This is a genomic window from Rhodoferax sp. GW821-FHT07G04, from assembly GCF_059418585.1.
Map to the genome: position 1 here is coordinate 197,626 of NZ_JBWKQD010000003.1, position 13,305 is coordinate 210,930.

Consider the following 13,305-nt stretch of genomic DNA (forward strand, 5'->3'; position numbering starts at 1 on the left):
GGTCTTACCGAACAGTGGCCCGGAGGTTATGCTGTGCGTCGTGTAACGGCAACTTGATGAGTAGTTGCCTTGTCACACTTCTAACTCATTGATTTCGTTGGGTATTTTTCAAATGCGGCATCCCTTTTGTCTACGCTTTCTTACGCTGCGCGGCGACGTAAGAGGCCAGACGTGTGCGCCGTGGGCAGGCCGTGATAGATAACATTACAAATCGCAAGAAAATGAAAGACGCCGTGCCGTTGCGGGCTATGCTCCAAGCACGTTTGCGCACGCTCTTGCTGGCCCTGCTGGTGTTTGTGGGCGGCATTCCCGGCATGGTGGATGTGCACCCCGCGCACGCCGAAGCACTGCCGGTGGATGTGCTGCACTGGTGGACCTCGGCCAGCGAACGCCGAGCGGCGGACCAATTGAGCGCACACTTACTGGCCAGTGGTGTGCAATGGAAAGACGCCGCCATTCCTGGCGGTGGTGGCATGGCTGCGGTCAAAGTGCTCAAGAGCCGTGTGCTCATGCGTGATCCGCCCGATGTGGCCCAGCTCATAGGCACCACGCTTACCGATTGGGCCGACGGTGGCCTGGTGCTGCCGCTCAACACCGTGGCCACGCGCAACAAGTGGACACAAGGCCTGTTCCCCACTGTGATGGACCTGGTGACCTACAAGGGCGACGTGATTGCCGTGCCCCTAGGCATCCACCGTATCAACACCTTGCTCTACAACCGCCGCCTGTTTGCGCGTTTGGGCATGCCCCCGCCCAAGACCTGGGAAGAGTTTGAAGTGGCCGCACGCAGGCTTGCCGGCATGGGTATCAAGCCCCTGGCCTGGAGTGACGAGCCCTGGCAGATGGCCACGGTGTTTGAAGCGATTTTGCTCGGCGAAGCCGGCCCTGCGCTGTACCGCGAACTGATGGTGCAGCGCAAGAGCTCTGCCTGGATGAGCCCGCGTGTGGAGCAGGCCCTCACACGTCTGCGCTGGTTGCGCAACACCAGCGGCGACGTGCCGGTGGAGCGCACCTGGCCCGATGCCGCCCGCGAACTGTGGAACGACGGTGCCGCGATGATGATCATGGGCGACTGGGCCAAGGGCGAACTGATGGCCTGGGGCGCCAGCGCCGAAAAAGACTTTGGCTGCGTGGCGGTGCCCGGCACGCAGAACATGCACCTCTACAGCATCGACACCTTGGCCATGCTGGTCAGTGCCCGCCAGCGCGAAGCCACACAGGAGAAAGTGGCCGAGGTGCTGGCCGGCGCGCCCGCACAGCTGGCTTACAACCGCATCAAAGGTTCGGTACCGGTGCGCCGTGACATGGACGTGAGCAGCCTGGATACTTGCGCCCTTGACTCCTGGGCCACCTTTGCCGCCCCGCACAGCGCCCGCGTCCCCAGCCTGGCCCACCGCATGGCCGCCGACGAGGCCACCAAGGACGCGGTCGCCCAGGCCCTGTGGCGTTACCTGAGTAACCCGCGCATGGACGCCCAGGAGACGCAACGCCGACTGGCGGCCCTGATCCGCGCGCCCAACGCCGACCATTGACTGAGCACTCGAACACCCACCTATGACCCGCACCCTGCTGATCGTTGACGACGACCAAAAAACCCGCAACCTGCTCAAGACCTACCTGGAAAAACACCAGTACGAGGTGCGTGTGGCGCACGACGGCGCCAGCTTCCTGGCCGAGTTCGAACGCTTCAAGGACGGCTTAAGCCTGGTCATCCTGGACGTGATGCTGCCCGACACCGACGGCTTCACGCTGTGCGGAACGGTGCGCCGCCAGTCATCGGTCCCCATCATCATGCTGACTGCCAGCGCCGACGACACCGACCGCATTGTGGGCTTGGAGCTGGGCGCGGACGACTACATCGCCAAGCCCTACAACCCGCGCGAACTGCTGGCGCGCATCAAGGCCATCCACCGGCGCATGCAGATTGGCGGGCAGGGCGGCGCTGCGCGTTATCTGCGTTTTGCCGGCTTCTCCATGGACCTGACCGAGCGCCTGCTGACCGACCCCCAGGGCGCACCCGTGGTCTTGACCAGCATGGACTTCAACCTGCTGCGTTTTCTGGTCGAGCACGCCGGTGAAACCATTGACCGCGCCCGCCTGATGGAGCAAACCCGGGGCCGCGACCTGGGGCCGCTGGACCGCTCGCTGGACGTGCAGGTGAGCCGCCTGCGCCAGCGCCTGAATGACGATGGCAAACAGCCCGCGCTGATCAAGACTGTGCGGGGCAGTGGCTACGTGTTCTCGGCCGAAGTGACCGCCAATGGTGAAGCCTGACCTCATCGTGCACTGGGCGCGCCGCTGTCTGCCCGACAGCCTGCTGGGCCGCATCGTGCTGGTGCTGGCCGTGGGTGTGGTCAGCGCCCAGTTGGTGGGCACCTTGCTGTGGGCGCGCCAGTTGCGCGAAAGCGCGCGGGCCGAAGCGCTGGAGGCAGGGCGGCACCTGGCGCTGAACGCGGCAGGTGCGCTGCGTTTCTTCCGCGACCTGCCGCCGCAGTTCCGCCCCATTTTGATCGAGCAGTTGCGCACCATGGGCGGTACCCGCTTCTTTGTCAACGTCAACCGTGCGCAGGTGCCCATCACCCCCTTGCAGGGCAATGCCCTGGTCACTGCGGTGGTGGATGTGGTGCGTGCCGACCTGGTGCACAACCTCGCGGCGGTGCCAGCACCGGCCGTGGCCTTCGCCTGGCCCGACAAACTGCAGGTCTCAGACGATGGCCGCACCGTGGCCGACCTGCCCGAGTCGTGGGTGGAGGCTACTTTGATCTTGCGGCCACGCCCCGCACCCGTGCTGGTGATACAGGCCGAGTTCGAACCCGGCCGCTGGCTGTACCTGGCAGCCCCCATGCCCGACCCGTACTTTCTGGACAATGCCAACCCGCTGACCGTGGACCGGGTGACACTGCAATTGGTTACGCTGCTGACCGTGCTGCTGCTGGCCGTGCTGCTGGTGCGGGGCCTGATCCGCCCCTTGAACCGGCTGGCCTCAGCCGCCAACGCCTTCGGCAGCGACAGCGCGCCCGAGTCCCTGCCCGAAACCGGCACCGCCGAACTGCGGCGCACGGCCCGCGCCTTCAACCAGATGCAGGCCCGCATCCAGGGCTATTTGGTGGACCGCGAACGCCTGTTCGTGGGCATCTCGCACGGGCTGAAAACCCCCATCATGCGGCTCAAATTGCGTACCGAACTGCTGGACGACGAAGCGCTGCGCGCCGAATTCCACGAAGACCTGGACGACCTGGATGTGATGGTGAAATCGGCCCTGCAAAGCGTCAAGGACACCGACATCCACGAAAACCTGACCCCCGTGCGGCTGGACACTTTGCTGGCCCGGCTGGCCACGCGCCCCATCCACCCCGACGCCGTCATCGAATGTGTGGCCGAGCCCCTCAGTGTGATGGGTAAACCCCTGGCCCTGGAGCGCGCCCTCAGCAACCTGATCGACAACGCCGTGCTCTACGGCGAACGCGTGCAGATACGCCTGGGCGTCCAGGGCAATCTGGCTGTGGTGGAAGTGCGCGACTTTGGCCCCGGCATTGCGCAGGCCTCCATGTCCCTGGCCTTCGAGCCCCATGTGCGCCTGAGCCACGGCCAGCAAAGCAACCGCGCCGGCACCGGCCTGGGTCTGGGCATCGCCCGCAACATTGTCCAGGCCCATGGCGGCGAGATACGCTTGCACAACCATGCCGAGGGCGGGCTGGTGGTGACGGTATTACTGCCGGCGGTTGCGACACCTGGGGACTAGGCAGGCTTTTGGGGTGACGGGATTTGCCTGAAAACCCTAATTTGGGGTTTTTAATGTGATTTTTGGACTTATCAGAGTGAAATGTGCCGCTAGCCCTCGTGAAATGTGCACAATGCGCTACTAAATATGTAGCGTCCCTTGGGCGCATGGTGCCTGCGCTGTTTTGTGGGTTATCCCAGTTACCGGATCAGTACATGTTTTCAGTACCAAAAAAATCGCTATTCCTTGTGATATTGCCAGCGGTTCTGGTTGCCTTGTCATTCGCATTCCAGGGGCACACGGACTTCAACTTATGGGACGAGGGATTCCTGTGGTACGGGGCGCAACGGGTGTTGGCGGGGGAGGTGCCGATACGGGATTTCCTGGCCTATGACCCAGCCCGCTACTACTGGGCGGCGGCTGTCATGGGTGTGCTGGGTGACAACGGCATCATCAGTCTGCGCATGGGGTCTGCACTGTGCGAGGTGGCGGGCCTGAGCATCGCCTTGCATCTGCTGCTGGGCCAGGCCAGAAAGCCGCTAGGCCGCGCGGACCACTTGTTTGCATTGGCCGCTACGCTGGTCTTGATGTTGTGGATGTATGTGCACTACAAAGTCTACGACGTGGTCGCGGCCTTGACTGTCCTGGCGTTACTGGCCTGTCTGCTGGAGAAGCCAACGCTGCAGCGGCACTTCTGGCTTGGCGTGGGTGTCGGCTTCGTGGCCACCGTCGGGCGCAACCATGGCGTTTACGCCTTGGCGGGGTGTGCGCTCGCCCTGGTCTATGTCCAGGTGGGGCAGCCGTCGCCACTGCGGGTATGGGGCCAGCGTGTGGCCGCGCTGGGTGCCGGCATTGCACTGGGGTTTGCACCGGTATGGATAGCGATGCTGGCAGTCGATGGTTTTGCGCGTGCATTTTGGGAAAGTGTCTACTTTCTGTTTGAAATGAAAGCCACCAACCTGCCCTTGCCGGTGCCCTGGCCCTGGAGCGCCACGGTGTGGGCTTTGCCGCTGCCACTGGCGGTGCATGGTGTCTTGGCAGGCATCTGCTTTGTGGCATTGCTGGCCTTTCCTGTGCTGGCGATCGCATGGGCCGTTGTCCGCGCAGTACAGAAGAGACCGCTGCCCCCCGCCTTGGTGGCCGCGGTCCTGCTGTCGGTTCCCTATGCGCACTATGCGTTCTCCCGTGCGGACGTGCCCCATTTGTCGTTTGCAATCTTTCCGCTGCTGATGGGCTGTCTGTTGCTGGCGCAGGGTCTGTCGCCCCGGTTCAAGTGGATGCTGACGACCGGTCTGCTGGCGCTCAGTGCGCTCTTGATGGCGCCGCTGCAACCAGCCGGGAAATGCCTGGTCGTTCACAAATGCGTGGGTGTGGATGTGGCAGGTGATCAGCTGCGCGTGCCTGAAAAGAAGGCGACGGAGATCAAGCTATTGAAACGCTTGGTTGCCGAGTATGCGCCCCGTGGCGGCACTTTTCTGGCGACGCCGTCCTGGCCCGGCGCCTATGCGCTGTTCGGCCAGCGCTCGCCGGTGTTTGATATCTACACGCTGCTAAAACGTTCCGATGCTTTCCAGCAGAAAGAGATCGCGCGCCTGGTGCAGGCCCAGCCCCGTCTCGTGGTTGTAGTGGAAGAGTCTTTGGACGGGTGCGAAGATCACTTCTTGCAGAGAACCAATCCGCTGATCCATGCGTATTTGCAGGCCCACTTTGAGGAGATACCGAGCATTGGATATCCCACTGTCAAGGCTTACCGGTCCAAGCCTGCGGAGCCGTCGCGGTGAGATGCCAACAGGCCTATGCCGATTCGATGTGAACCTTCTCCATCAGATCCGCGAGCATTTGCGCTGAGGGCGGTGTCGCCCCGGCCGCCAGACAAGCCCCGGCGCCTGCGGCCACCGCGGCGCGCAAATGCGTGCCCCAATCTGCGTGCGGTTGCTGCATGGCGCTGCTGAGAAAGCCGGCGAGGCTGCAGTCACCCGCACCTATGGTGTCGACGACGGTGATGCTGGGCGGTGTGGCATGCCACGTCTGGCCCTGTGCATGCAGCGTGGCCCCTTGCGCGCCGCGCGTGTAGAGGACCGTTGCCGTGGGCCGCATGGCGCGCAACTGCCCAAGGGCGGCCTGTGCATCCTGCGTGCGAAACAGACCACAGAGATCTTCTTCGGACACCTTGATCAGGTCGGCAATGGCGACCATGCGTGCCAGGATCGGGTCATAGCGGTTGTCCATCACATTGCGGAAATTCGGGTCGTAGCTGATACCCACGCCCCGCTTGTCCAGGCGTTCAGCCAGGGCCACGAGCCGCTCGGCCAGCGGTTGGCGGGCCAGGCTGATACCGCCAAAGTGCGCCCAGCGCACGGCGGCTTCCCAGCCGTGGGGCAGGGCTGTCACATCGAAGTGCAAGTCGGCGCTGTCGTCTCCCACGAAGAAGTAGGCGGGCGGTTGCGTTTCATGCACCATCGCCAGCAATGGTGATTTGTGCAGGCGTTGCAGGAAGCGCAAGTCGAGCCCGGTGCTGGCACTGGCTTGCCACAGTGCATCCCCAAAGCAATCGTGGCTGATGGCACCGCCAAAGGCACTGGCAACGCCAAAGCTGGCCATGATCTGGGCCACATTCCACGGCGCACCACCCGGCAGGCTCTTCCAGGCGTCTGCACCGGTGCGTAGCATGTCCGTCAGCGCCTCGCCGAACGCGATGAAGGTGGGTAGCGGGGCGTTGTTGTTCATGTCTGCGGGGCTGTGGAATTCTTGGCACGCAATATATCGAAGCAGGCGCCAATGGTGTGGTAGTCGACCTTGCCGGCTGGGCTCTTTTCACGCGTGTGGTTCAGGTTGGCAGGGTCCAGGATGCGAAACCAGGCGCCATGTTCGTGGTCCACAAAATGCTGCCAGCAGTAGGCCCAGAGTTTGTCGTACCAGCCCCAATAGGCTGAATTGCCGGTGCGGATGGCGAGCAGGGCCGCTGCAGCCAGTGATTCGGCTTGCACCCAGTGGTATTTGTCTGCGTCACAAATGCTGCCGTCAGGGCCAAAACCGTAGTGCAGGCCGCCGTGCTCAGTGTCCCAGGCCTTGGTGACGCCGGCCTCAAAGAGTGCCATTGCCCGGGGCATATGCCAGTCGGCGGGTGCATGGGCGTCCAACTGCAGCAAGAGCTTGGCCCACTCGGTCAGATGGCCGCTCTGGTAACCCCAGGGTCGGAAGATATTGGATTTGTCGTGCCGGTTGTAGTCCCAGTCCACGGACCAGTCCGGGTGGTAGTGTTCCCAGACCAGGCCATCGGCCAGCGCCGCCTGGCGGCAGGTGATGTTGTGGGCCAGAAGCTCGGCGCGTGCTATGTAGCGCGCCTCGCCCGTTGCGGCATAGGCGGCGATCATGGCTTCGCAGGCGTGCATGTTGGCGTTCTGGCCGCGGTAGGGCGCCAGGGTCCAGTCGGGAGTGGCTTCGTCGGCATAGAGACCCACTGCGGGTTCCCAGAAGTGCTTTTCGGCCAGATCAAAGGTCGCCGTCAGCCAACCGCGCGCTTCTTCCACGCCGCACGTCAGTGCATGGGCATAGGCCAGCATCACAAAGGCCATGCCGTAGCAATGCCGTGTGCCGTCCAGCACCGTGGCCCGCCCTTCGTGCCAGTCGATCATCCATGCATAGCCGCCGGTGGCAGGATCGAGAAACGCGTCACGCAAGAAGCCCACCGCATGACGCACACCCGTCTGGTAGTGCGCCGCACCGGTGAGCTGAAACAGCATGGAGTGCGTGATGACAAAGCGCGTGGCATTGACCAGATGGCGCGTGCGCTTGTCAAAGACCGTTCCGTCGTCCAGGTAGTAGTGGTACATGCCGCCGCTGGTGTCGATAGCCCGGGGGGTGTAGAAGTCCATGATCCAGCCGGCATGCTGGCGCAGAAAGCCGGCGGAACGGAAGTCAGGTGGTGGTGCAGGAATCGTCACGACGGGATTCTCCTGCAAGCCTGCTCAAATGCGCACGCCGGTGCCCGCATCGAACCAGCTCACGTGGTCCGCCGCCACGGCCAGACCAACACGGTCGCCGGCCTTGACACGGGCTTGGGCCGAGACACGCACCGTCACGTCGCCGGCAGCAGTCTTGACCACCACATAGGTGTCGGCGCCGGTTGGCTCGACCACGCTGACCTCACCGCGCCAGGGTGCATCGTCCACCAGGGACAAATGCTCAGGCCGCACACCCAGCAGCACATTGCCCGCGCGCGGTGCGGCCATGGGCATTTGCGTGAAGGCGATCTGGAATCCCTTGTCTCCCTCTGCCGTGCCGTTCTGACCCGGGATCAGGTTCATTGTCGGTGAGCCAATGAAGCTGGCCACATAGGTGTTGGCCGGGCGGTTGTAGATTTCGTCCGGCGTACCCAGTTGCTGCAGCACGCCGCCCTTCATGACGGCGATGCGTGAGCCCAGCGTCATGGCCTCTATCTGGTCGTGCGTCACGTACACGCTGGTGATGCCGGAGAGCTGGTGCAGGCGCTTGATCTCGGCGCGCATCTCCACGCGCAGCTTGGCGTCCAGGTTGCTCAGTGGTTCGTCGAACAAAAAGATCTGCGGCTGGCGTGCCAGTGCGCGGCCCATGGCCACGCGCTGGCGTTGGCCACCCGAGAGTTGTGAGGGGCGACGGTCCAGCAAGGGTTCAATCTGCAGCATGGCAGCCACCTCGCGGATGCGCTGGTCGCGCTGCGCCTTGGGCACCTTGCGCATCTCCAGCGCGAAGCCGATGTTGTCGTACACGCTCATGGTGGGGTAGAGCGCATAGCTCTGGAACACCATGGCGATGTCGCGCTGGGCCGGGGCCACGCCCACGACGTCTTTACCGCCAATGCGCACCTGGCCTTCAGTCGGGTCTTCCAGCCCAGCAATGATGTTGAGCAGGGTGGACTTGCCGCAACCGCTGGGGCCGACCAGTATCAAAAACTCGCCCGGTTGCACATCAATATCGATGCGCTGCAGCACCTCTATGGCCTTGTTGCCGTTGCCAAAGGCTTTGCGTACACCCGAAATCTGTAGAGAAGCTGCCATGTTGTTGTGTCGATGCAATGAAATGGATGGAGGGGTAAGGGCTTAGCCCTTCACAGCGCCGGCTGTGAGTCCTTTGACGAAATACTGGCCGGCCAGGATGTAGACCAGCATCGTGGGCAGGCCTGCGATCAGCGCGGCTGCCATGTCCACGTTGTAGCTCTTGACGCTGCTGGTGGTGTTGGCCATGTTGTTCAGGCCCACGGTGATGGGCTTGCTGTCGGCACCGCTGAAGGCCACGCCGAACAGGAAGTCGTTCCAGATATTGGTGAACTGCCAGATCAGCGTGACCATCAAGATCGGAACCGACAGGGGCACGACGATGCGGAAGAAGATGCGCCAAAAGCCCGCACCGTCGATGCGTGCGGCATTGACCAGTTCCTTGGGGATGGCTGTGTAGTAATTGCGGAAGAACAGCGTGGTGCCTGCCAGGCCTGCGATGCAGTGCACCAGCACCAGACCTGTCAGCGAGCTGGACAGGCCCAAGTAGCCCAGCACCTGGCTCATGGGCAGCAGCACCACCTGGAAGGGCATGAACACGCCAAACAGCATGAAGCCAAACAGCAACTCGCTGCCCTTGAACTTCCACATGCTCAGCACATAGCCATTGATGGCGCCCCACAGAGTGGAGATCAGTACCGCGGGCACGGCGATGGCGACCGAGTTCATGAAGTAGGGTTGTAGGCCGCGGCAGTCCACACCGGTGCAGGCGCTGGACCAGGCGGACCGCCAGGCGTCGAAATTCAAGGCGTGGGGCATGCTGAGCAGGTTGCCGGTGCGGATCTGCTCGGCGTCCTTCAACGACGTGGCCAGCATCACATACAAGGGGGCCAGGAAGAAGCACGCGGCCAGCAGCAAAGTGCCGTAGATCAAAACGCGCGGTAGGTGTTTGGCAATCATGGTTGAGCGATTCAAAGGCGTATCAGCGGTCGTGCGGTTTGGCACGCAGCTCGCTGTAGAGGTAGGGGACAACGATGGCGGCCACGGTGGCCAGCATCATGGTGGCGCTGGCGGCGCCCAGGCCGATTTGTCCGCGGGTGAAACTCATCACATACATGAAGGTGGCCGGCACATCGGTGGCGTAGCCAGGGCCGCCAGACGTGAGCGCCATGACCAGGTCAAAACTCTTGATGGACAGGTGTGACAGCACCAGCACAGTGGAGAACACCACGGGCCGCAGGATAGGCAGGATGATGCGCCAGTAGATGCGCGGCAATGACGCGCCGTCGATCTGTGCGGCCTTGATGATGCTGTCGTCGATGCCGCGCAGGCCGGCCAGTGACAAGGCCATCGCAAAGCCCGCCGATTGCCAGATGCCGGCAATGACGACGCAGTAGATGGCGGTGTCGGACTGCACCAGCCAGTCGAATGTGAAACTGGTCCAGCCCAGGTCGTGCATCAATTTTTCCAGGCCCAGGCTGGGGTTCAAAATCCATTTCCATGCGGTGCCTGTCACGATGAAGGACAGGGCCATGGGGTAGAGGTAAACAGTGCGCAGCACGCCTTCAAAGCGTACCTTTTGATCCAGAAAAATCGCCATGCCCATGCCCAAAGCCATGGAGCCGCCGACATATAGCACACTGAACAAGCCCAGGTTTTTCAGCGCCACATACCAGCGGTCTGAGGCCCACAGCTTGGCGTACTGGTCCAGGCCGACGAAGGCCTCGTAATTGGGCAGCATGTTCGAGCCGGTCATCGACAGCACGGCGTTCCAGATCATGAAGCCGTAGATGAATGCGAAGCCGATCACAAAGCCGGGCGCAATCACCAGTTTGGGCAAAATATTTTCAAATGTCTTCATAGATTTCGAAGTCTGTCTGAACGCTTCAGACGGCTGGGGTTCTAATTGAAAAAAGCGGCGGTCGCGAGACCGCCGCAAAACGCCTAACCCCCGAGAAAACCTACTGTAGCCTCCACGCCACCCCCGTGGGAGCGGTCGTGGGGACTACTATTTACTGAATCACCACCAGATTTCATACTGCACACCGGCAACGGTGCGCGATGTCTTGCCACCGGCGCCAAAGGTGCTGGCATTGGCCGCCGCCGCGGCATCGTTCCAACTGGACGTGGTCACATAGAAACGTAACTCTGGGCGGCTGTAGAAGTCAGGCCCCACCGACAGCGTGGGTGCAATCGTCAGCTTGTCCAGGCGCTGGTCCGGGCCATTGCCGGTGCGGGTTGTCGTTGCAGCATCGACCAGGATCTTGAAGTTCTTGGAGAAGGCATAGGAGATACGGCCACCGATGGAGGTGTCCTTGGTCTCCACGCCGGTCTTCTCGTCCTTGTTGGTCTGGTAGGCCAGCAGAGTTTGCCCACCGAAGGCGCCCAGTTGCCAGCTCAGCGAATCGGCAATGCGACTCACCTTCTGGCCGGCACCCACGCCGTCGATGTTCAAGAACTCGCCATCGATGCGGGCATGGCCGCTGGATGTTTGCAGGAACAACGCGTTGTTCAGCCCTTTGGTAATGAAGTCGCTTTGGTTGTGCGAGATCGAGATGCCGGAGCCGGAGTTGCTGTCGGCCAGGCCCGAGCCGTTCACACCGGTCATCAGCACGCGCAGCTTGCCGCCGGGGTTGATGTTGATGTCCGAGATATCGGCATTGAAGCGCGTGGCGGTGACGCCCACGGGCGAGGGTGTGTCGAACTTGTCGCCGGAGAAGACACCCAGGCCCAGGCGGGCGCCGCCGATCGGGATGTTGGTCACGCCAGCGCCCTGGTTGTCGCCGTAGTTCAGCAGGAAGTAGTCGACGATGTGCACGTCCTGAATACGCAGGCGGCGTTGGCCGACCCAGAACTTGGCTTCGGGTGCGAAGCTCAGGCCGTCGATTTCGACAAAGGCCTGCTCGGTGCCCACATTGCCGCTGTTCCACTTGGCGGGCATGTACTGCACCTTGTAATTGGCGCCATCGGTCTTGAAGGTCTTGATCAGGTCGATTTCGATACCGTTGTCGCCTTCGTTGCCCAGGCGGTAGCCCTGCAGGTCGCCGCCCAGTTGGAAGCGGCCCTTGACCTCGTCCGATTTGCTGAGCACCGGGCCACCGCGGGAGTAGCCGTGGAACTCGAAGGTACCGTCGTCGGCGCGTGCGGTGGCTGCGCACAATGCAGTGGCCATTGCGATGGCGCTGAGGGAGAAAGTGTGTTTCATGATGGGTCGTCTGCTTGTTCGTTGTTGAAATTTGGGAAAAAGGGTCTCCCGAGGGACGGCTTGCGCCGTCCCTTGAGCCTTACTAACGGAGGAGGGTTACTTACTTGGTCGCAGCAGCGGCCAGCAGTCGCTTCTGGCCTTCGGCCACGGAAATCTTGTCGTCATTCCAGAACTGGCTGACCACGTCCTTGATCGCGCCTTCGGTGGCGGGCTTGATGGCCATGCCGTGCGCCACGGAGGGCTGCAGGCTGCCGGTCTTGGCGGTTTCGACAAAGTCCTTGCTGGAGAGCTTGGCGCAGTCGTCAAACTTGTCCAGCTTCATGTTCAGGCGCACCGGGATGGAGCCCTTGTTCAGATTGAAGACTTCCTGGAACTCGGGGCCCATGATGGACGCTGCCAGGTCGGCCTGGGCTTTTTGCGAGTCAGCGGACTTGAGCTTGAACATCGCGAACGAGTCCACGTTGAAGGTGTAAGCCGTAGCCGTGCCTGGGGCTGCCGCGCACAGGAAGTCCTTGCCCGGAACCTTGCCTGCGGCCAGGAACTCGCCCTTGGCCCAGTCACCCATGAACTGGAAGCCGGCTTCACCCTTCATGACCATGGCGGTGGCCAGGTTCCAGTCACGGCCGGGGGCTGCGGCGTCGGTGTAACCCTTGATCTTGCGGAAGGTTTCCAGCGTCTTGGTCATGGTGTCGCTACCCAAAGCCTTGGGGTCCAGCATCACCAAGGCCTCGTGGTAGAACTTCACGCCACCCACGCCGAGTGCAACGGATTCAAAGGTGGTGAAGTCTTGCCAGTTCTGGCCACCGTGGGCCACGGCGATCAGGCCGGCCTTCTTGATCTTGTCGGCTGCAGCGAAGAATTCGTCATACGTCTTGGGCATGCCCGCCACACCGGCCTTCTTCAACACGTCGGGGTTGGCCCAGACGAAGTTCACACGGTGCACGTTGACCGGTGCAGCCACGTAATTGCCCTTGTACTTCATGCCATCGGCCACGACCTTGGGCAGCAGGCTGTCCCACTTTTCGGCCTTGGCGACCGCGTCCAGATTGGCCAGCACGCCTTCGGATGCCCATTCCTGGATGGCAGGGCCCTTGATCTGCGCTGCGGCAGGGGGGTTGCCCGACACGACACGGCTCTTGAGCAGCGTGGCTGCGTTGTCACCACCACCGCCGGCGACCGCGAAATCCTTCCACACATGGCCCTTGGCCTGCATGATCTTCTTCAGCTCGGCAACGGATTTGGCCTCACCACCGGATGTCCAGTAGTGCAGCACCTCCACTTCGCCGGCGTGCACCGCAGAGGTCGCCGCCATGGCCAGCACGGCCAGCGACAGCCCGGTCAGGCGCATACGTGAAACTTTCAACATGTCGTCTCCTTATGTGCTCATCTGGCGCGGGGCCACGAGC

The 13,305-nt window shown here is 62.4% G+C and carries 11 protein-coding genes; 4 read left to right on the top strand and 7 right to left on the bottom strand.

Annotated elements, in window-relative coordinates:
• The first annotated feature begins 221 nt into the window (after window positions 1-221).
• From AC07OO_RS18205 to AC07OO_RS18220, 4 genes are all read left to right on the top strand, one after another.
• Window positions 222-1,532, top strand: a complete 1,311-nt coding sequence (locus tag AC07OO_RS18205; protein WP_495083550.1) for an ABC transporter substrate-binding protein — start codon at window positions 222-224, stop codon at window positions 1,530-1,532.
• Window positions 1,533-1,554: 22 nt separating this feature from the next.
• Window positions 1,555-2,274 (top strand): response regulator, encoded by a 720-nt coding sequence (locus AC07OO_RS18210; RefSeq protein WP_495083551.1) that lies wholly within the window; start codon window positions 1,555-1,557, stop codon window positions 2,272-2,274.
• Complete coding sequence (locus AC07OO_RS18215) at window positions 2,261-3,742, top strand: ATP-binding protein (RefSeq protein WP_495083552.1); 1,482 nt, start codon at window positions 2,261-2,263, stop codon at window positions 3,740-3,742. The genes AC07OO_RS18210 and AC07OO_RS18215 overlap by 14 nt, the downstream gene beginning before the upstream one ends.
• Window positions 3,743-3,996: 254 nt before the next feature.
• Window positions 3,997-5,502 carry a hypothetical protein gene (locus AC07OO_RS18220; RefSeq protein WP_495083553.1) on the top strand — a complete coding sequence of 502 codons (1,506 nt, stop codon included), beginning with the start codon at window positions 3,997-3,999 and terminating at the stop codon, window positions 5,500-5,502.
• 13 nt (window positions 5,503-5,515) lie between these two features.
• On the opposite strand, the gene AC07OO_RS18225 is transcribed toward AC07OO_RS18220, so the two are convergent.
• The 7 genes from AC07OO_RS18225 to AC07OO_RS18255 form a co-directional block, all read right to left on the bottom strand.
• Window positions 5,516-6,448, bottom strand: a complete 933-nt coding sequence (locus tag AC07OO_RS18225; protein ID WP_495083554.1) for a carbohydrate kinase family protein — start codon at window positions 6,446-6,448, stop codon at window positions 5,516-5,518.
• Window positions 6,445-7,659: an AGE family epimerase/isomerase gene (locus AC07OO_RS18230; RefSeq protein WP_495083774.1), complete on the bottom strand. Its 1,215-nt coding sequence runs from the start codon at window positions 7,657-7,659 to the stop codon at window positions 6,445-6,447. Before AC07OO_RS18230 ends, AC07OO_RS18225 begins: the two co-directional genes overlap by 4 nt.
• 30 nt (window positions 7,660-7,689) lie before the next feature.
• Window positions 7,690-8,757: an ABC transporter ATP-binding protein gene (locus AC07OO_RS18235; protein ID WP_495083555.1), complete on the bottom strand. Its 1,068-nt coding sequence runs from the start codon at window positions 8,755-8,757 to the stop codon at window positions 7,690-7,692.
• A gap of 42 nt (window positions 8,758-8,799) precedes the next feature.
• Window positions 8,800-9,654 carry a carbohydrate ABC transporter permease gene (locus AC07OO_RS18240; RefSeq protein ID WP_495083556.1) on the bottom strand — a complete coding sequence of 285 codons (855 nt, stop codon included), beginning with the start codon at window positions 9,652-9,654 and terminating at the stop codon, window positions 8,800-8,802.
• Between the two features lie 22 nt (window positions 9,655-9,676).
• Window positions 9,677-10,555, bottom strand: a complete 879-nt coding sequence (locus AC07OO_RS18245) for a carbohydrate ABC transporter permease (protein ID WP_495083557.1) — start codon at window positions 10,553-10,555, stop codon at window positions 9,677-9,679.
• A gap of 159 nt (window positions 10,556-10,714) precedes the next feature.
• Window positions 10,715-11,899, bottom strand: coding sequence for a carbohydrate porin (locus AC07OO_RS18250; RefSeq protein ID WP_495083558.1), 1,185 nt, complete (start codon window positions 11,897-11,899; stop codon window positions 10,715-10,717).
• Between the two features lie 100 nt (window positions 11,900-11,999).
• Window positions 12,000-13,265 (bottom strand): ABC transporter substrate-binding protein, encoded by a 1,266-nt coding sequence (locus AC07OO_RS18255; RefSeq protein ID WP_495083559.1) that lies wholly within the window; start codon window positions 13,263-13,265, stop codon window positions 12,000-12,002.
• Window positions 13,266-13,305: the final 40 nt, after the last annotated feature.

Excerpts from the sequence above, each read along its gene's own strand:
- AC07OO_RS18205 (WP_495083550.1), top strand. The coding sequence starts at position 222 with ATGAAAGACGCCGTGCCGTTGCGGGCTATGCTCCAAGCACGTTTGCGC.
- AC07OO_RS18210 (WP_495083551.1), top strand. The coding sequence starts at position 1,555 with ATGACCCGCACCCTGCTGATCGTTGACGACGACCAAAAAACCCGCAAC.
- AC07OO_RS18215 (WP_495083552.1), top strand. The coding sequence starts at position 2,261 with ATGGTGAAGCCTGACCTCATCGTGCACTGGGCGCGCCGCTGTCTGCCC.
- AC07OO_RS18225 (WP_495083554.1), bottom strand. The coding sequence starts at position 6,448 with ATGAACAACAACGCCCCGCTACCCACCTTCATCGCGTTCGGCGAGGCG.
- AC07OO_RS18235 (WP_495083555.1), bottom strand. The coding sequence starts at position 8,757 with ATGGCAGCTTCTCTACAGATTTCGGGTGTACGCAAAGCCTTTGGCAAC.
- AC07OO_RS18240 (WP_495083556.1), bottom strand. The coding sequence starts at position 9,654 with ATGATTGCCAAACACCTACCGCGCGTTTTGATCTACGGCACTTTGCTG.
- AC07OO_RS18245 (WP_495083557.1), bottom strand. The coding sequence starts at position 10,555 with ATGAAGACATTTGAAAATATTTTGCCCAAACTGGTGATTGCGCCCGGC.
- AC07OO_RS18250 (WP_495083558.1), bottom strand. The coding sequence starts at position 11,899 with ATGAAACACACTTTCTCCCTCAGCGCCATCGCAATGGCCACTGCATTG.
- AC07OO_RS18255 (WP_495083559.1), bottom strand. The coding sequence starts at position 13,265 with ATGTTGAAAGTTTCACGTATGCGCCTGACCGGGCTGTCGCTGGCCGTG.